The organism is Blautia stercoris (assembly GCF_054657695.1).
The window spans coordinates 814,719-833,614 of the sequence record NZ_BAAHYF010000002.1 but is presented as its reverse complement, the minus strand read 5'-3'; the positions used below and the strand labels follow the sequence as shown (position 1 = coordinate 833,614).

The window sequence follows — 18,896 nt, the reverse complement described above, 5'->3', positions numbered from 1 at the left end:
ATCCTTACTCAACATCATCAACCCAGCGCATTTCACCCGGTTCCATATCTAATTTGTATACACAGTTGCCATTGATGTAAACCTCTGTGTACTGTGCTTCGGATGAATTGTTAATTACTGCAATCTTCTTGCTCTTCTGGAATACGGTTACTTCCGTATCCACATTTGTTACATAATAACGTTTCATCTCATTCTCCATGCCTGCTGCATAATAAATCGCACGCAGAAGAATTCTACAGTTCTGAGGAGAATATGGAAGACCTGCAAAATAAACACTATGTCCTTTCCCATATTCATTTACAACTAACTGGCTGTATTCTCCGTCCATTGCAAGGACTTGATAATTTTTGCCCTGTGCGTAAACTCGGCTTGTTCCCTCACCAAAATCTACTTCTCCATCAATGTCTTCTAAGATGAAATGATTTGTATCCAGTTCATTATACTTATCTGTATTAAGTGAGAAGCACATCTCACGGTCTACACCAAGTACATCAGATAACTGGAAGAATCTTCCCTGATGCTGGTAAGCAGTCGGTTCACCGACTCCGATGAATCCGCCTCCCTGGTCAACGAATCGGCGAATATTTGTTACAACCGCTTCATCAATCCAGTTTTCAGCTCCACTAAATGCAGTATATGCATCTCCAACATTGATAATTACTTTGATATCTTCCGGAATCCCGTTTTTTACATCATCAAAAGAGATAAATTCTACTTCGAATGGCATTCCGCTTAAGCATTCCAATACGCCTTCTGCGGAATAAGTTTCTCTATGCCAGATGGCATGATGTACCTGATTGGACATCCATCTTCTCTGGCTACCCCAACAGTTAAGAATCGCTACCTTAAATGGTGCTACATAAGAAGGAGTTTCCTTCATATTTTCATGAATTTCTCTAAATTCTGTAACAACCTTCTGAATTTCATCAATAAATCCCGGCCAGTTACTTGCAAGTTTTAAATATCCGCCGTATCCGATTCGATCCAATGGTGAACGAAGCAGGGCACGTCTGGCTTTTCTCCAGTTATCTCTTGCTTCTCCAATCGGATCTCCGCCTTCTCCAAATACATCCGGGAAGAAGTATGGTAACAGACGACCTTCTGTATAATCTACACCTTTAATATCAGAAATCATACGAAGGGTTACACCACTTCCAACGGAACCTACGACTGCATCTAAGCCGATTCCTGCAAAATATTTGCCATACGGTTCTGTTCCGATCCAATGGTCTCCAAGGAACATCATTGCTTCTTTTCCATAAGAATGTACAATGTCAACTAATTCTTTTGCCAGTGCACACACTTCAATCTGCTGGAATTCGATAAAGTCGCGGAACTGTTTACTCGGCACGCGGAACATACTGTTGTGATATCCCTGATCTACAATGTATTCCGGACGGAATTTATAGCCTGCCCATTTTTCAAATCTTTCTAAGATATATGGGCTTACACTTGCACTATATCCAAACCACTCCACATATTTTTCTCTTTTTTTATCATCAAATGTCAATGTGAACTGATGGAAAAAAGTTGTAAATCGAACAACATCGATATGTGGGTTTTCCTCACACCATCTTCTCAGTTTTTCTTTTACGTATTTCTGAGTTTTTGGTTGTCTTACATCATAAGTTAACTGATGTGGTGTATCCTGCCAGTCATTTGTAATAAAGTTGTACATATGTACCGGATCCCAAATCAAGAATGCCAGAAAGCTGACGGTATATTCATGATATTGTATTGTCTGGATTTCAACTTCTTCTGAAGCTGCATCAAATTCCCATTTATCTATAGGAACAATTCCTCCAGTTGTGCGATCGATTACTTCCCACCAGCGTTTCGGATCATCTAATGTATTTACTTTTAACTGTTCGGTATGAAAACCTTCCATTAAACGAATACGAAGTGTCTCGCCTCTTGCGGTTACACGATCGCTAATCAAGTACTCCTGCTGAATCTCATCCGGATTCTGCATTGCCCACTCATTATCTTTTCTTGTAGTATAATAAGTCGCATATTTCTTTACTGGTTCTGACAAAAGCGCTTCCGGCATCTCTGTTCCGTCGCAGTCCCTCAATGCATCTGCTCCTAAAAGATTTTTTAGCCGTATTGTTTCGTCAACGATATCTGCATCAGTCGGCAGCGTAAGTCTTCCCGTCATCAACACTATTCCCTCCAAACAACTTTTTTCTTATCTTTTATCTGATAGCTACAGTATAGCGGACTTCAAAAACGATATCAATTTTATTGTTGCTCGTTTTGTTATATTTTTTGCTATTTTATCAATAAAATACTATTTTTTTATCAATTTTTTATGTATAATGGATTTATAGAGAATTTCATTTTACTATTTTTTCGTCTTTTTTACGAACTTTATTTACCTCACGTAACTTAACATACAAGACTCGCACATAATAATTAAAAGGATGTTTGCTTATGAGTAATGAATTTATTAATCTCGGTTCCGCCAATAGCCGCCCTGAAGATTTTAATCTTCGTTATATTTCAATTTCCAAATATGAGGGTGACTGGCACTCCTTGCCACATACACATCAATTTTCAGAACTTTTTTATGTTCTGCGTGGCGAAGGAATCTTTTATATAGAAGATAAAAAAGTCTCTATGAAAACAGATGATTTAATGATCATCAATCCCTATGTAGAGCACACGGAAAAAACACTTCCAAATAATCCCATGGAATATATTGTGTTTGGTGTCGAAGGTCTTGCCTTCTCATTTAATGACCCAGACCAAGATGGTACTCAAGGCTATAGCTTCTATAGCTATGGTTCCGACAAAAATCAGTTTATTAACTTCGCACAACTCATGATGCGGGAGTTCCAGGATAAAAAATCTGGATTTGAAAAGGTCTGTCATGGATTACTTCAAGTGCTTTTAGTCTATATTGCGCGAAAGCAAAACTTGTCTGTAATCTCAGACTCTTCTTTCCGGCTTTCCAAGGAGTGCGCGCTTGCTAAACGTTATATTGATATCAACTATTCCCAGAATATTACGTTAGATTCTTTAGCAGAAATTACACATATCAATAAATTTTATCTGGCACACTCATTTACAGAATGTATCGGACAATCTCCGATTAACTATTTAACCAACCGAAGACTTGAAGCGAGCAAAGAACTGTTGACTTCTTCGAATTTGTCGGTAACGCAGGTTGCTTCCAGTGTCGGCTTTTCATCTCAATCTTATTTCTCACAGAACTTCCAGAAGAAGGTTGGCATGTCACCCAGACAATATCGTAAACTGCACTCAAAGTAAAAAAATCCTAACAAGTGCAAGGCAAATTACGCTTTGCAGCTTCGTTAGGCTATTTTTCTGCATTTAAGAACGATTTTTTTAGCTTTTTTAGTATACTTTCTCTACTTTTCTGTTATAATGATACTTAGTGTTTGTTAATTTTACTTATATTTGGAGGCTTTTACACATGAAAAAGAAAAACGCTGTACAGACAATATCAATTCCCTCAGCTCACTCCAATAACACACTGATTCATCAAACTTCAAACGTCTCCGCGAAAATTACATTATCTGATTCTATTTTGTCCGGAGCCGTTATCGAATATCGCAAAGCCGGTTACAACTTTATTCGTCACTTACATACGAATATTGAAATTTATCGAATTCTTTCCGGCGAATGTTATATGGATATTCAGTCCGAAACACTCCACTTCACAGAAGGGGACTTTGTCATGATCCTTCCTGATGTGGTACATTCCTTTTATCTGAACGATACCTCAGACTGTGAGTTCCAGCATATTCATTTTGATCCGGATCTATTTTCAACGATTATCCTTGATAATGATGGGATTTTTCCGATCACATTGCTTCATGCGGTGTTATTCTCTTCCCATTTTTATTATCGACTGCGTTCGGATGCGACGATTGACGAGCAGATTCAAAAATTGATTGATCTGTATACTGCTTCTGAAAGTCTGTTTACCGCAGCAAACGTAAATGTTGCACTGATGAATTTGATGCTTTACATTCTCGATCATACCGAACCGGTGCATGAATACAAAGAACCACAGCTACAAAATAGCTATGTCGCTTATGCACTGAATTATATTCACGATCATTATACTACCAAAATCTTACAAGAAGACATCGCAATACAGTTGCAAATTTCGGTCCGCTATTTAAGCAAGATTTTTAAAAGCTATATGGGTGTGACTCTCTCAAACTATATTAATATTTATCGCATTAACTGTTCAATTGAACTAATGCAAAATACCAATTTAACTTTGACAGAAATTGCGCTGCAGGTTGGATTTAAAGACTCGCAACATTATTCAAAGGTCTTTATGAATGTAATTAATGAGACCCCTTCACAATATCGAAAAACTGTTTCAAAATAATATCTAATACAAAACAGGCAGGAGCGAATCATCTTCACTCCTGCCTACTTTATTTTCCTTTATTGCTTTATCAAGCGGATATTCGCAATCCGCTTTCGCTACTTGCTCATAACCAAATAGCTACTACGCAGCTTATCAGAAGGGGCTTGCCCCCCTCCTGATACAAGCAAGTCCCCACCCCTGCTTATTGCTTTTTGCAATTGAAGCAGGGGACTTCCTTGATTTGGTTAAATTTAGTCTTCTTTTTTACGTTTTACTACAACAGTTCCTGCTGCCGCTGCAGACGCTGCAAATGCAAGTGCCCATGCTGTTACGTTCATTGTATCTCCTGTTTTCGGAGAAGTGATAGAGCTGCTTCCTTTTCCAGCAGAGCCGGAACCTGTAGTTCCGCTACCTGTACTTCCGCCACCTGTGCTTCCGCTACCTGTACTTCCACCACCTGCTGCTGGTTTTTTGTTGTCATCTTTCTTGTTGTCATCTTTCTTGTTGTCGTCTTTTTTATTGTCGTCTTTTTTATTGTCGTCTTTTTTATTGTCATCCTTCTTGTCATCCGCTGTTTCTTTTACTTTCAGATCTTTGAAGGCTTTTTCGATTGCTGCTTTTGCTTCGTCTACCTGCTCCTGAGTTACATTTTCACCGTTCAGTACGTTCTGATACTGTTCGTAAACTTCCTGCAGTTTTTTCAGGGATTCTTCTGTATATTTTTCTTTCTCTTCTAATGCTTTCTTTGCATCTTCTGCAGTTTTATTCAGTTTTTCCATATCTGCCATGGTTATAAATGTTTCTTCTACTTCTTCTGTGATCTCAGACTCAGTACCCTCTTCATTTACTGCAGTTACAGCAACATTATACTTCGTACCTACTTTAAGACCAGTCAGCTCATATCTTGTTTCTTTTACCGGTGTCGCATTTACTTTTTCGCCATCCAGATATACATTATATCCTTCTACTGCTGCTCTTGCGAGAACCGGATCCCAAGTAACCAGTGCTTTCGTATGTTTAATTTCAGAGATTTTTACATTAGTAGGAGCGGCTGGTTTTTCCGGAGCCGGTTTTTCACTTTCTAATGTAGTAAATGTAGTTGCTTCCGATCTTGCAGATTCATTTCCTGCTGCATCGACTGCGCTTACTCTTACTGTATATTCGGTTGCTTCTGTAAGGTCTGTCAGTGCAAATTCAGTACCCGCTACAAGCTCCTCATTTACTTTTGCTTCATTTACATATACGTTGTATCCTGCTACACCTACATTGTCGGTTGCTTCGTTCCATGTAAGCTTAGCTGTTGTTTCGGTTACTTCGGTTGCTTTTACTTCTGCTGGTGCAGTTGGTGCTTCGGTATCTGTTTCTTCTTCTGCTTCTAATGTGGTAAATGTAACAGCTTCGGATCTTGCAGATTCATTTTCTGCTGCGTCCACTGCGGTTACTCTTACTGTGTATTCGGTTGCCTCTGTAAGTCCGGTTAAGTCATACTCTGTAACAGTTACCGGAGAAGCATTTACTTTTGCTTCGTTTACATATACATTGTATCCTACTACGCCTACATTATCAGTAGATGCATCCCATGTGACTTTTGCAGTTGTCTGTGTAATGTCAGCTGCTGCTACAGCTGTTGGAACACTTGGTGCTTCGGTATCTTTTGGTTCCTCTTTTTTCAGTGTAGTAAATGTAGCAGCTTCGGATCTTGCAGACTCATTTTCTGCTGCGTCCACTGCTGTTACTCTCACTGCGTATTCGGTTGCCTCTGTAAGCTCAGTTAAAGCATATTCGGTACCTGTTACAAGTGTGTCATTTACTTTTGTTTCATTTAAGTATACGTTATATCCAACTACGCCTACATTATCGGTTGCTTCGCTCCATGTAACTTTTGCAGTTGTTTCAGTTACTTCGGTTGCTTTTACTTCTGTTGGTGCAGTTGGTGCTTCGGTATCTTTTTCTGCTTCTGTTGTAAATACCACTGCTTCGGATTTTGCAGATTCATTTTCTGCGGCATCCACTGCTGTTACAGTTACACTGTACTCTGTAGCTGCGGTAAGGTCTGTTAAACTGTATTCAGTACCTGTTACAAGTGTGTCATTTACTTTTGCTTCATTTACATATACGTTGTATCCTGCTACCCCTACATTGTCGGTTGCTTCGCTCCATGTAAGCTTAGCGGTTGTTTCGGTTACATCTGTTGCTTTTACTTCTGCCGGAACACTTGGTGCTTCGGTATCTGCTACTGCTTTGTCTACATATGTAATAATCGGTGTGATATGCGCAGATGGTTTGCTTGGGTTTCCGCTATTCTTTGCTACGACACGGATCATATCGCCTTGAGCTACTTCAAGCTCTTCCGCTTTTTCCCAGTCTCCCACTTTCTCTTTACTATTTACAAGCGTTACACTCTTCTTCTCTGTGCCATTTACAAAGAGACTTAAGGTAACAGTTCCGTTTGCATTTCCAGACTGACGAAGATATGGTTCATCATCTTTTACGTTGAATGTAACGGTTCCGCTCTTCGGTACTCGATATGCCATTGCAGTTACAATGTCGGAGTTTGGCGGTGTAGAAAGCAGACCGTGTACGGCTGGATTTGTTGTGGTCACTGTACCCTGTGGTGCATCAAGACCTGGACCATAATAAGTGTTTACTGCCCAGTTTGGCCATCCATCACTATCATATGTGGTCATATTTGCCCAGTCGCCGTCGCCTCTCTTCATCTGTCCAAACCATACATTTCCCTGCTGTCTTCCAACATAATCTAATGTCCAGTTGTATGTATTTTTCTGTTTCACTGTATAGTCATTTTTAGTTCCGTCTTCTGCAGTAATGCGAAGTGTCATTCCCTCTTCTACTGCAGCGCCATCTTCCAGCTCTGTTTCTCCGTTTAATACGGAAACAGTTGCGGTATCTGCTACAGTGATATTTTCTTTCACTTCTTTTACAGTGGTCGGATTGTTTTCTGTGTAAGGAACACTCAGGTTTGTACCTTTCACTTCATAATAACAATCTTTCAGTTCTTTATCAGAACTTGCAACTACTGTATAAGTTACATCTTCCATTCCTTCATAAGAAAGCACGATAGTAGCTCCGCCTTTTACGATATCGGAATCGCCAAGTACGTTTTCACCATTTTTAATGGTAACTTTAACGCCTGCATCTACGATAACGTTGTTAAGGAAATCTGCTACGGTTGTGTTTTTCGGAAGATCACTTACGTTTGTTCCGGAAACAGTATACACATTGGATCTCAGTACAAGTGCTGCTACTGCATCACTTTCTGCTGCTCCGATTTCCGGTACTGCTGTGATTGTATGTCCGAAGAAATCGTGATCGATTGTATAACCATTTCTATCAACTACTACTTTACCAGCATTGATTGCCGGAGAGTTTTCTGCAAGTTTGTATCCATCAAATACGGTCTTTGCATTTGGATCTTCATGTGTTCTTGCTTTTTTATTTGCTGCTACAGAATCCGGACCGGAACCTGCATCAACAAGTACTTTTGTACCTTCATTTACTTTTACAGCAGCTGCATCGTTTGGATAAGTACTTACATTGTAGTATAAGTTATTGCTGTAAGTTTTATTTCCGTTGATGTTCCAGTTACTTACTGTAGCCGGTGTTTTTCCTGCAAAGTAGAAGATATTATTTTCAATATCTACCGGACCACCATTACCATGAGTATAGTGCCAGATTGTATTGATTCCTTCTTTAATATAGAATGTGTTGTTGTAAACCTGACAGTTTCCGGAGTTTCCTGCCGGGTCTAAAGGTCCCATATCTTCATTCTGGCTGATGTTATAACGGAATGTATTATTGATAGATTCCGGACCACAGAACATAATTGTACTTGCAGTATTTCCATGGCTGTAGTTGTACTGATAGTTTGTTCCATCGCCATAGTCAGCATCCCATGGCTGTCCATCGCCATTTCCTTTTGATGCATTCAATGTTGTAAAACATTCATTATACTGGAAAATCGCATTTTTACATTTCCATGGCCAGATACCTGCTGCCACACGTCCTGCCCCAACATTCTGTTTTCCGATTTCATTACCATTTGCATCCAGTCTTGGCTGCTGCTGTGAATAGTCAGTGGTATTAATCTGCTCTGAACCATTCTCAGATACATTATACTGAATCAACGGTCTGTCAAGATACATTGTTGTGATTGCATCACCACCTACATGATTTAAGTAGTTGTTCTCAATTACCACATTAGAGGACGCATATTTGTCCATCACTGCATCGGATAATGCACCTGTTGTGAACTGTCTCCACTGATAAGTGTATCCTACTGCGATTCCCCAACGATTTACTGTATCCAGAGAACAGTTTCTAATCTGGACATCATTGTATCTTGCGATTCCGGTTTCTCCTTCATTTGTTGGCTTTGCAACGATAAAATAGATACCACCGTTTGTCATGTGTTTGTTATAAACGTTACCTGTTACGTTGTGAATGTAAAGATCATTTAATACGATATGATCTACGGTTCCATTGTCTTTTGCAACTCCGGCAACACCGGTTCGATCCATTGCATATGCATCATTATATGCTTTATCTTTTTCGGTATCGGTTGCACTGTTTCTGTCATTTGTCAGCTCAAGTCCTTCGATTTCAAGGTATTCAGCATCTTCAATCAAAATACTGGAAGATACAGTACCTTTCCATTTATGATTCTGGTTATCCAGCGGAGTACCATAGTTTAACTCCCATAATCCATGACCGTTTGTATTAATCTGTGGTCTGTCTCCTTCTCCGTAAGTAGATACTTTTACCGGAGCTTCTGCTGTACCACTATCTTCTTTTGTAAATTTAAGCGCCTGATCTTCAAATACAGAGCCTTTTTTCAGAAGAATGGTATCCCCCGGGTTAAGGTCAAGCTCATTTACCTTATCCAATGTCTGAAATGCTTCGCTTTCTGAAGTTCCTGCGTTGCTATCTTTTCCTTTTTTTGAATCAACATAATACGTTGTTCCTGATGCAGCTTCTGCTCCCTTTGCACTAACAGGAACTGCCGGCATCATTGATGCCACTGTTGTTCCGGCAAGTACCAGCGCCAGAGTACTACTCATCCATTTTTTTCTCATGTTGTTACTCCTTCCATATTATTCTATATTCTTCAAAGTAAACCGGCTGACTTGCTCCATATCTCCGTTTACTTGAGAATCATTTTCAATCTGTGCGATCTTTTCATCATACTTTTGTTCACGCACTTCCCTTTCGACTGCAATTCTTGCGGTTTCGAGATCCGCATTTTCCTCGCTGCCTCCAAAAATCCAGTCTCGACTTTCATAACATTCTAAAATCTCGGCTTCTGTCAGCTCCATCCCCTCACGAGTGAGATCATTGCAGTATTGTTCCTTCAAGGTACTGATTTCATAATCCAAATATAGCTGGAATGTATATTCCTTGAGTCCATAAATTACTTCGCCTTTTGCAACTTTTTCGCTTCGTTCTGCGTTTTCGTTCTTCCAACGCTGCTCCAAAGCTTCATAGCTGCTGTCGGATACATCCCCGCATTCTTTTGCAAGATCATACACCGCATGAATATATTTCAGCTGCTCTACGGTATTTTCCGCTAAAATTTCATAACCGTGTTTGTCATCATACTCTTTTTCCCAGAAATCTTCTTCATAAATTGCATTGTAATCTTGTTGAATCTGCATTTTGGTATCATACTCTACGGATTTCATACAATTTAGATATTCCTCTTTACCAATCGAATGTTCTCCAACCGTTAAACCGAATTGCTTGTGATTATTGTATTGGACGGCACACGTGGCAATTCCTGTGACTGCAATCACGAATACTGCAATTCCAAGCTTTTGAAACTGCGTTTTTCGATTCTTCATAGTCTTTTCTTCCCTTCTGCATAGAGTTTTATCCTGCCTATACGCAGACTGTATCTGTCTAATTTTGACTTCATTATAACAATCTGTTTCTTTTTCGGCTCGTCCTTTTTGATTGATTCCATCGCTGATTTTGTCAAATTCGGAACTAGAATGAAATTTCTTTTTTTGTGTTCGGGCACAAAAAAAATGAGCAGAAAACCCCAACCGACTCGTCGGATAGTATTTTCTGCTCTATAGTAGATAAAAAACAATATCCTCGTCAATGACGAGGATATCTTCTATACGGGTATTTAATACTCTGCTTAAAATAACAAAGTTATCCAGAGTTGGCAGGGAATTTCCTGAGAGCCATTTATAAATGGCCTGTGGATATTCAAATCCCATTGCTTCTTGAATATCTTTCACAGTGTATCCCTTTTCTTTAAGAAGTGTCTTGATGCGTGTGCCGGTTTCTTTTTGCAGAATTGACAAATACACAGGTTTCATAATTTTGCACCTCCATGAAATTCAAGTCGAAAGCCAGGCTTCCGACTGAGATATGCCATCCCGAAACATTATTTCATTTTATCATTTTCAGCAATAAAAATCCAGCTTTTCTTTCTTCCTATTCTAAAAATTTTTCAATATTTTCAAACATAATTTCTATCTTATCCACCTTTTTTTCTGTGTGATAATGACCGCAGTACCATTTCTGATAATTAAGTCTATCCTCAATTTTATCCAACCATTCCTCTGTTGTTCTATCCACCTTGCTCTGGTCTAATCCTTCCAAAAAGACTTCCGTCGGTTCATATTTTAACGGTACGGTATGGCTTAACACTACATCCACATTCCAGCTGAGCTCATTCAATTTCCGTTCCACGTTCTGCTTGATTTCCTCAGAAGGCTGTTCATCCGGCCACCAGCCATACCCATGAATCAATCGGTACATTCTATCGACACTATATGCACCGCCTGTTACAATAGTCTGCTTTCCATTAAAATCAAAAACCTCTCCATCCTTTGCAAAAAGCAGATCCGGATACTCCTCTTCATAATAAACCACACCGCCACGCCATAATTTTTCCTGATAGCTTCCTATCGTCTGCGGTCTTTGCTCATGATTTCCATGAATACAAAAAAATGTAATTGGTAGGGTTTCCAGAAACTCTTTCTTTACATGGTCTTTTACCCATCCAAAGAAATTAATACCTGCGTCCCCAAGAATAATCAAAACATCCTCACGGCTTGTTTTGAATTTGCCGCAAAACTGCTCAATCCGCTCAAACTTCCCGTGGGTATCTCCTGTGATGTAAATCACGATTTTCCACCTTCCTTTAAATTGTAAAGCGGGGGAATGCTTATCTGCGTTCAACTACCTGCCAATTTATGAATTACTTTTACCAGTAATTCTGCATCAACAGGCTTCGCAACATGCTCATCCATTCCTGCTTCTTTTGCTCTTATTCTGTCCTCCGTAAAGGCATTTGCTGTCATTGCAATAATCGGTATTGTTTTTGCATCCTCTCTGTCCAAAGACCGGATCAGTCTTGCTGCTTCATATCCATTCTTGACCGGCATCATAATATCCATAAGAATGACATTAAATTCACCAACTCTGCTTTTTCTGAATCGTTCAACAGCTTCCTGCCCATTCCATGCTTTGGTCACGTCAGCACCTTCATTTCGAAGCACAAATTCAGAAATTTCCATATTCAGCTCATTATCTTCTGCCAGAAGAATATGCAGTCCCCGTATAGAAGCTTCTGATTTTTTTTCGATTTCAACTTTGCCGCTCCTGTCTGTATTAATCCGAAATGGAACCCGGATCACAAATGTAGTCCCTACACCCTTTTCACTTTCAAGGTTAATTGTTCCGCCCATTTTCTCAACCAGCTTCTTTGAAATCGCCATTCCCAAGCCTGTTCCGGCAAATTTTGTACGGCTTCCTGTATGTTCCTGTGCAAAAGGCTCAAAAACATATTTCTGAAATTCCTCAGTCATTCCGATTCCGGTATCCCTGCAGACAAATTCCATCGTCGGCATTTCTGTCTGCTCTGATGGAATTTCCCGGCAGCTGAGATAGATATACCCGTTTGCTCTGTTATATTTCACTGCATTCGACAGGATATTCATCATCACCCGTTTCACATGCCCCGGACTTCCGATAAGCTCTCGGTGTATGATTTCTTTTTTCTCCCATACAATTCGGATATTCTGTTCTGCGGCAATCTGCTTGATCACAATAAGCACTTCTTTGGAAATACTACTTAGATTGAATGGAATTTCTTCCATAACGACTTCTCCCGACTCCAGCCTACTCATATCCAGAACATCATTTACCAGTTCCAGCAACAGATTGGATGCCTCTTTAATTTTTGTCCTGTATTCCGTCTGTTTCTCCATATCATCTGCATAATGGTCTGCCATATTAACCACACCGCAGATTCCATTGATCGGAGTCCGGATATCATGGCTCATCCGCTGAAGAAACTCAGTTTTTGCCTCATTGGCGGCTTCTGCCTTTTTTGCCGCGCTCAATAGTTCTGCCTTATATTTTTCATCTTTTTCCTGTTCCTGTTTCTGATGCGCCAGATTGGTTCGGTATGCCCAGAACCAGAATATACTAAATATCAGAAAATAAAGAAAAATAACGCTTATCACACTTAATGGAAGGTTACGGAACACTTCTATATCCGGAAGATACGCATAGATATAATAATCCCTCTGCTTCAGCATGACTCCGTAGCATCCGCTTCCTTCTTTCCTCAAATGATAAATGTGCTGACTGTCTGTATGCTTTTTCATTGCCTGAACAACTTCGTTGTCGGCTGTATTCTGTCTCAACAGACTCTCATCATTACTGGCAACAACGATTCCCTCGTCTGCAACAATAATCGTTCCATCTTTCTGAGTACTATAGCCATTTAAAAGACCCTGTATCGTCAGTGTATAGTTTCTGGCAAATTCCGGAGATGTGTAATAGTAGATTGCCACGATACCCGGTGCATCTTTTCTGGCACAGGCTGCAATATCGATATGTGACCCATCTTCCCTGTCAAACCGTTCCGAATAGCTTCTTTCTTCATATCCGGCAAAATCCATGATAATGTCTTTTTGCAGATACTCCGTAATCTCACCTGTCAGAGACTCATCCATACTGTATTCACAGTCCGTCTTTCCCTCTGTATCCAGTACAAGGATACCATCCACCCAGAGAGTCTGAAGATTTCCTTTGAGGAACTCCCGGCTTAGCTGACCGCCGTTTTCTATTTCTATGTTAATATTTGTACTCATCTGTCTGGCACTTTCAATCGCACGGAGAAGACTTTTGGATTCCGAAGATTCATTATAATGAGTGTAGGTAGAGCACTGCACTTTGACATAATTTACAATCTCCACCATTCTTTTCTCTGCTTCCGTTTTTTCTGTGTGGAAGAAATAAAGCAGGGAAACTACAGCCACACAGATTCCAATCAGACCGCCGAGCAGCTGGATTCGTTTTTCTTTTTTCTTTCTCTTAATATCCAAGATCATCCACCTCCAGATACTTTTCCGGATCATCCAGATATTTTTCAATGATTTTCAGGGATGTGCCATCCTGACGCATTTCTTCCAGTGTCTGATCCATCTGCTCACAGATTCCTCTGTCATCCTCTTTTGCAAAAGCAACTCCTATCCCCACAACCATCAAAGGTTCTTCCAGGATGCGGAAGCTTGTATCATAATCCTTCATATACTGGACAATAGATTCCTCATGCGCAGCCACAGCATCCACATACCCTTTTCCCAGAAACGTATAGATCAGTTCTCTGTGTCCAAGGCTGATCAGATTTCCCAGTTTCGGGATTCTTTCATCTGTCCGCTTCAGAAAGATACTTTCCGGTTTGGTCGTGGACTGGACAGCCAGATTCTTTCCCTCCAGGTCACTCAGTTTATAGATATCACTGTTCTCATTTACAGCGACCACCTGACGGCTTGCTATATACGGTCCTGCCCAGCGATAATCATCAAGACGCCCTTCCATGGAAAAGCAGCCCATGATACAGTCAATTTCTCCACTCTCCACCAGTTCTTTTTTCTTCTCCCAGTTGATCTGGACAACATCCACCTGATAGCCCATTCTTTTGAAAGCTTCTGTAGCCAATTCTACATCTATACCCGTCGGTACGCCATCTTCATTCAGATAGTTGTATGGTGGATAGTTATCGCTGCCGAGGGTAATAACAGGTTTTTCTGGTTCTTCTTTCGTGTTATCTGTGTTTTTACACCCTGCCAGGGTGACTGCTAAAAATCCCGCAAGCAGAATACCTGCAATCACTCTTTTTCCTTTCATTTTTCGTCTATCCTAACTATTCCTTTCGTTTTTTTGATATCTGATTCTCTGCCATTTGTTGCTATTCAATGACCTGCGGTTCGGTGCCCCCCCCGCCAGACTTTATACTTCTGATCGTCTTTTTCAACACCGTCATTTCAACCGGTTTTGAAATATGGGCATTCATACCAACTGCAAGAGAATGCTGGATATCCTCTGAAAATGCATTGGCTGTCATGGCGATGTTCGGATTTGTCTTTGCCAGTTCATGGGAATTCTGCGGATTGCTTTCGTTGCCTCATAGCCATTCATAACCGGCATCTGCACGTCCATAAAGATCCTATCATAGTCGCCTGGGACAGACTGCTCAAACGTCTTCAAAATCTCTTCGCCATTTTCACAGATGGTACACTCAGCGCCCTCAATCTTTAACAGTTCCGTAAGAATTTCTGCACTCATCGCATTGTCCTCTGCACACAGGAACCTCATTCCCTGCCGGATATTGCCATCCTGCTTATCTGTTTCTGCCTGTGACATGGTAAAAGTCTGTTTCTTTTTATATATCTGAGAATGAAATATATACTCCAGCATTTTTGTTCTTGTGGTGACAAGTGTATTTTCCCATCTCCTCACAAAATTCCCAAAAAACGCTTATTTTCGCTCTAAGCATGCGACAGTTTCTACATGCACGCTCGACGGAAACATATCACACACTGCCACTTTTTCCAACTGATAGTTTTCTTCACACAAAATTTTTAAATCTCTTGCAAGTGTTGCAGAATCACAACTGACATAAACAATGCGTTTTGGTTTCATCTGGAGCATAGTAGAAAGCAGTGTTTCATCACATCCTTTTCTTGGTGGATCTACCACGATAACATCGGCATACACTCCGTCTTTTTCGTATTTTTCCGGAAGCACTTCTTCTGCTTTTCCGACATAAAACTCAGCATTTTCAATTTTATTGAGTGCTGCATTTTTCTTTGCATCTTCAATTGCAGCCGGTACAATTTCCACTCCATATACCTGTTTTGCTTTCTGTGCTAAAAACAGGGAAATTGTTCCGATTCCACAGTATAAATCCCAAACCGTTTCATTTCCGTCAAGCCGGGCATATTCGAGTGCAGTCTGATACAACTTAACCGTCTGTACCGGATTAACCTGATAAAATGAAAGCGGAGAAATCTGATATTTGATGTCTCCAATATAATCCGTAATCGTTTCTCTTCCCCATAAAGGAAGAATCTCATCTCCTAAGATTACATTTGTCTGTTTTTTATTAACATTCAAGGTAATACTTGTCATACCTGAAATTTTTGCTAATTGTCTGCAAAGTGCTTCGGCATTCGGAATTGAAGTTCCATTGATAATCAGACAGACCATAATCTCTTTCGTTGTAAATCCATAACGAATAAGTACATGACGGATAAGTCCTTTTCCTGTGGTTTCATCATAAGGTTCTACTTTATTTTCTTCCATATAAGAAATGATTTCATTTAAAGTCATTTCATTAACTTCCACTCCAAGCAGGCAGTTTCGGTTTGGAATAATCGAATGAGTCCGTCCGGCATAAAATCCGGTTACAATATTTCCCTCTTTGTCTTTTCCAAATGGAAACTGTGCTTTATTTCGATAGCGCCACGGGTCTTCCATGCCGATTACTTTTTCAATCGTAAAGTTATCAAAACCTCCGATTCTGCGGAGGTTTGCTTCTACTTTATTTTTCTTAAACGCAAGCTGGGCTTCATAATTCATAAACTGAAGCTGACAGCCTCCACAGGCTCTTGCCTGCGGACACTTTGCTTCTACGCGGTCTTTTGACGGCTCTAACACTTTCATCAGTCTTGCAAATCCATAGTGTTTTTTTGTTTTCATGATTTTTGCTTCGACTTTATCTCCAATCACTGCATCTTTGATAAATAAAGTGTAACCATCTGCTTTTCCGATTCCGGCACCTTCATGACTCATATCTTCAATTGTCACCTGTACCAAATCATTTTTCTTAAATTCCATTTTATTTATTCCTCACCGCACTGTGTTTTTCTTAAGTTTGATTCAAAGAAACGGTTGTATCCAAGCCAGTCTTTATTGTCTCCCGCTGAACGGAAGATTTCTGTAATCGTTTCCATCTTGGCATCCGTATTATCTGCAAGGTTTAAAGCAGCAGCCTCTGCAAGTGCCGGTTTTTTCGGTGAACCATATTCAAGTTCGCCATGATGTGCCAGAATACAATGTTTTAATTCACTTTCTAATTTTGCCGGAAATCCCGGAATTTCCTTTGCCATATCGTGAATCATCTCTGTACCGATCATAATATGTCCGAGTAATTGTCCGTCATCGGTATAATCATTCATCGGAAATGCACTTAACTCCACGGTTTTTCCAATATCATGAAGCATTGCTGCGGTAATCAGCAAATCACGATTTAAGACCGGATATGCTTTGCTGTAATACTGGCAAAGACGCACTACCCCAAGTGTATGCTCTAACAAGCCACCGATAAATCCGTGATGTACAGTCTTTGCTGCTGAATTTCCCTTAAATGTCTTGATAAATTCTTCATCTTCCTCAAAGAATTTCACAAGCAGTTTATTTAAATAAGCATTTTTAATGCTGTGCACATATTTCAGTAATTCTTCATACATTCCGTCAATGCTTTTTTCACTGATTGGAAGATAGTTTCCAGGTTCGTATTCTCCCTCATGCGCCTTTCTTGCACGTTTAATGCTGACCTGAAGGCTTCCCTGAAAAGAAGTAACATCTCCGATGACATCAATATAATCAAGTGTGTCAAAGTCATCAATTCCCTGAGAATTCGGTTCCCAGATTTTTGCATCAATTGTGCCTGTCTTATCCTGTAAAATTACATTTTCATAAGGTTTTCCGTTTTTGGTAACTGCCGGCTGTTTATGCTTACACAGATAAATTCCTGAGATTTTTTCACCTTCACGCAGTTCATTAATAAATTTCATAATTCTCCTAACCTCTGGTCCTTTATTGGTCCTCTTTCTTTTTCTTTTTTTATAATGCTCCGAGTGTCACATCAAATGTAACCTCTACATATCCTTCTGTCGCCTGCCGCATTGCCTTTACTTTTATTGTGTCACCGCTGTTACATGCTTTTAGCTGTTGCTGGTATTCTTTCATGCTCTCTATTTTCTCGCCATTTACTTCTGTTATCACGTCCGCATTTTGAATTCCTGCCTGCATTGCCGGAGAATCCACTTCCACACTTTCTACAAAAACTCCTTTGGGAATTCCCTTTTTCTCGGAAATCTGTGGTGTAATTGTTTCTCCTGTGACCCCCATATAGACAATACTCTGATTGTTAGATAATGTTTCTATTAGTTCTTTTATCTGAGAAATAGCAAGTCCTGTCACCATGTTTTTAGAATCTCCCAAAGCAAAAGACTGCGCAATAACGCCAATCAGTTCGCCTTCGGTATTTAACAAAACTCCACTTCCCTTTTCACTTCCAACAATATCAGTAGTCAGTATACCATACTCTGCATCAATTTTGGAAACAGAATTTGTCACAGAAGTCAGAATTCCAAAGCCAATAGAATCTTTATACTCCATCGGACTTCCGACTGCAATTACCGGTTCTCCTTGTTCTGCACTGTAAGAATTTCCAAGTACAGCTGTTCCGATTTTACTTCTTGTATCAGATTCAATCTCTGAATCTGATATCTTTAATATCGTAAGCCCGGTACTTGTATCTGATTTTAAAAATCTTGCATCAACAACCGTATCGTCACAAAACTGTACCTGAATTCGATCTACATTTTTCACAATCCCATACTGCGTCAGCACATAAAGTTCCTGCCCGTTATCCGCTACAATCACTCCCGACATCTGGCTTTCATAAGGAGTCTGAAACCAGTCTTCATCACTTTTAACACCGATAACCGTTACCATCGCTTCTTTTATTTTATCTGCTTTTTTCAGTACTTCCTTATACATTTCGCTATAATTATCAATAGAAAGTCCGGACTGCTCACCTTCCTCCGATTCGCTTATGTCTTCTGTATCAATACCCGCATCTGTCTGTTGTTCCTCTTTTTTCTCTGTCTCTTCGTCAGTTGGAATTTCTACTTTCTGTTCCGTCCTCTTTTTATTTTCAACTGCCTGCGAAATCTGCGGCTCTACAACTGCAAAAACCAGTGCGGCTGTAAGTCCAAAAATCGCTCCTGCCCCTGCAAGAACTCCTGCTGCCTTCCACATTTTTTTCCTGTCTAATGGTTTTTTCTTAATTGTTTCTTTTATAAATTCATACGATCCGTCTTCCTTATTCTTTTTCTCGTCCATGTAGATTCCTCTGCTTTTTTGGTTTTTATAAAAAACTTTTTGAGAACACCCTGTCTCTCTTGGATGTCTTATTCCTAATCATTTT

13 protein-coding genes are annotated in these 18,896 nt (G+C 39.9%); 2 read left to right on the top strand and 11 right to left on the bottom strand.

Features of this window, described 5'->3' with window-relative positions:
• Positions 1 to 4: 4 nt before the first annotated feature.
• Positions 5 to 2,158 carry a 1,3-beta-galactosyl-N-acetylhexosamine phosphorylase gene (gnpA, locus tag ACYQ2D_RS13610; RefSeq protein WP_459785812.1) on the bottom strand — a complete coding sequence of 718 codons (2,154 nt, stop codon included), beginning with the start codon at positions 2,156 to 2,158 and terminating at the stop codon, positions 5 to 7.
• 275 nt (positions 2,159 to 2,433) lie between these two features.
• Here gnpA and ACYQ2D_RS13605 point away from each other — a divergent pair, with 275 nt between their 5' ends.
• A complete protein-coding gene (locus ACYQ2D_RS13605; RefSeq protein WP_117456803.1) occupies positions 2,434 to 3,273 on the top strand; it encodes an AraC family transcriptional regulator in 840 nt (279 codons plus the stop codon).
• A gap of 166 nt (positions 3,274 to 3,439) precedes the next feature.
• Positions 3,440 to 4,369: a helix-turn-helix transcriptional regulator gene (locus ACYQ2D_RS13600; RefSeq protein ID WP_117456804.1), complete on the top strand. Its 930-nt coding sequence runs from the start codon at positions 3,440 to 3,442 to the stop codon at positions 4,367 to 4,369.
• A gap of 233 nt (positions 4,370 to 4,602) precedes the next feature.
• Here ACYQ2D_RS13600 and ACYQ2D_RS13595 read toward each other — a convergent pair whose 3' ends face one another.
• The 10 genes from ACYQ2D_RS13595 to ACYQ2D_RS13550 all read right to left on the bottom strand — a co-directional run bounded on the left by ACYQ2D_RS13595 (position 4,603) and on the right by ACYQ2D_RS13550 (position 18,811).
• A complete protein-coding gene (locus ACYQ2D_RS13595) occupies positions 4,603 to 9,444 on the bottom strand; it encodes a fibronectin type III domain-containing protein (protein WP_459785810.1) in 4,842 nt (1,613 codons plus the stop codon).
• Positions 9,445 to 9,462: 18 nt separating this feature from the next.
• Entirely contained in the window at positions 9,463 to 10,209 is a 747-nt protein-coding gene (locus ACYQ2D_RS13590) for a hypothetical protein (protein ID WP_459785809.1), read from the bottom strand.
• Positions 10,210 to 10,440: 231 nt separating this feature from the next.
• A complete protein-coding gene (locus tag ACYQ2D_RS13585; RefSeq protein WP_022304076.1) occupies positions 10,441 to 10,695 on the bottom strand; it encodes a helix-turn-helix domain-containing protein in 255 nt (84 codons plus the stop codon).
• A 118-nt stretch (positions 10,696 to 10,813) separates the two neighbouring features.
• Positions 10,814 to 11,509, bottom strand: a complete 696-nt coding sequence (locus ACYQ2D_RS13580) for a metallophosphoesterase family protein (protein WP_459785808.1) — start codon at positions 11,507 to 11,509, stop codon at positions 10,814 to 10,816.
• 50 nt (positions 11,510 to 11,559) lie between these two features.
• A complete protein-coding gene (locus ACYQ2D_RS13575) occupies positions 11,560 to 13,725 on the bottom strand; it encodes an ATP-binding protein (protein ID WP_117456808.1) in 2,166 nt (721 codons plus the stop codon).
• Positions 13,709 to 14,524, bottom strand: coding sequence for a substrate-binding periplasmic protein (locus tag ACYQ2D_RS13570; protein ID WP_459785806.1), 816 nt, complete (start codon positions 14,522 to 14,524; stop codon positions 13,709 to 13,711). Before ACYQ2D_RS13570 ends, ACYQ2D_RS13575 begins: the two co-directional genes overlap by 17 nt.
• 213 nt (positions 14,525 to 14,737) lie before the next feature.
• Entirely contained in the window at positions 14,738 to 15,040 is a 303-nt protein-coding gene (locus ACYQ2D_RS13565) for a response regulator (RefSeq protein ID WP_459785805.1), read from the bottom strand.
• A gap of 114 nt (positions 15,041 to 15,154) precedes the next feature.
• Entirely contained in the window at positions 15,155 to 16,516 is a 1,362-nt protein-coding gene (rlmD, locus tag ACYQ2D_RS13560) for a 23S rRNA (uracil(1939)-C(5))-methyltransferase RlmD (protein ID WP_117456810.1), read from the bottom strand.
• Between the two features lie 5 nt (positions 16,517 to 16,521).
• The gene (locus ACYQ2D_RS13555) at positions 16,522 to 17,475 is read right to left on the bottom strand and encodes a 3'-5' exoribonuclease YhaM family protein (protein ID WP_022303864.1); all 954 of its coding nucleotides are present in this window, start codon (positions 17,473 to 17,475) and stop codon (positions 16,522 to 16,524) included.
• Positions 17,476 to 17,524: 49 nt separating this feature from the next.
• Positions 17,525 to 18,811, bottom strand: a complete 1,287-nt coding sequence (locus ACYQ2D_RS13550) for a S1C family serine protease (protein WP_117456811.1) — start codon at positions 18,809 to 18,811, stop codon at positions 17,525 to 17,527.
• Positions 18,812 to 18,896 lie beyond the last annotated feature (85 nt).

Excerpts from the sequence above, each read along its gene's own strand:
- ACYQ2D_RS13585 (WP_022304076.1), bottom strand. The coding sequence starts at position 10,695 with ATGAAACCTGTGTATTTGTCAATTCTGCAAAAAGAAACCGGCACACGC.
- rlmD (WP_117456810.1), bottom strand. The coding sequence starts at position 16,516 with ATGGAATTTAAGAAAAATGATTTGGTACAGGTGACAATTGAAGATATG.
- ACYQ2D_RS13555 (WP_022303864.1), bottom strand. The coding sequence starts at position 17,475 with ATGAAATTTATTAATGAACTGCGTGAAGGTGAAAAAATCTCAGGAATT.
- ACYQ2D_RS13600 (WP_117456804.1), top strand. The coding sequence starts at position 3,440 with ATGAAAAAGAAAAACGCTGTACAGACAATATCAATTCCCTCAGCTCAC.
- ACYQ2D_RS13590 (WP_459785809.1), bottom strand. The coding sequence starts at position 10,209 with ATGAAGAATCGAAAAACGCAGTTTCAAAAGCTTGGAATTGCAGTATTC.
- ACYQ2D_RS13565 (WP_459785805.1), bottom strand. The coding sequence starts at position 15,040 with ATGTCACAGGCAGAAACAGATAAGCAGGATGGCAATATCCGGCAGGGA.
- ACYQ2D_RS13570 (WP_459785806.1), bottom strand. The coding sequence starts at position 14,524 with ATGAAAGGAAAAAGAGTGATTGCAGGTATTCTGCTTGCGGGATTTTTA.
- gnpA (WP_459785812.1), bottom strand. The coding sequence starts at position 2,158 with ATGACGGGAAGACTTACGCTGCCGACTGATGCAGATATCGTTGACGAA.
- ACYQ2D_RS13605 (WP_117456803.1), top strand. The coding sequence starts at position 2,434 with ATGAGTAATGAATTTATTAATCTCGGTTCCGCCAATAGCCGCCCTGAA.
- ACYQ2D_RS13575 (WP_117456808.1), bottom strand. The coding sequence starts at position 13,725 with ATGATCTTGGATATTAAGAGAAAGAAAAAAGAAAAACGAATCCAGCTG.
- ACYQ2D_RS13550 (WP_117456811.1), bottom strand. The coding sequence starts at position 18,811 with ATGGACGAGAAAAAGAATAAGGAAGACGGATCGTATGAATTTATAAAA.
- ACYQ2D_RS13595 (WP_459785810.1), bottom strand. The coding sequence starts at position 9,444 with ATGAGAAAAAAATGGATGAGTAGTACTCTGGCGCTGGTACTTGCCGGA.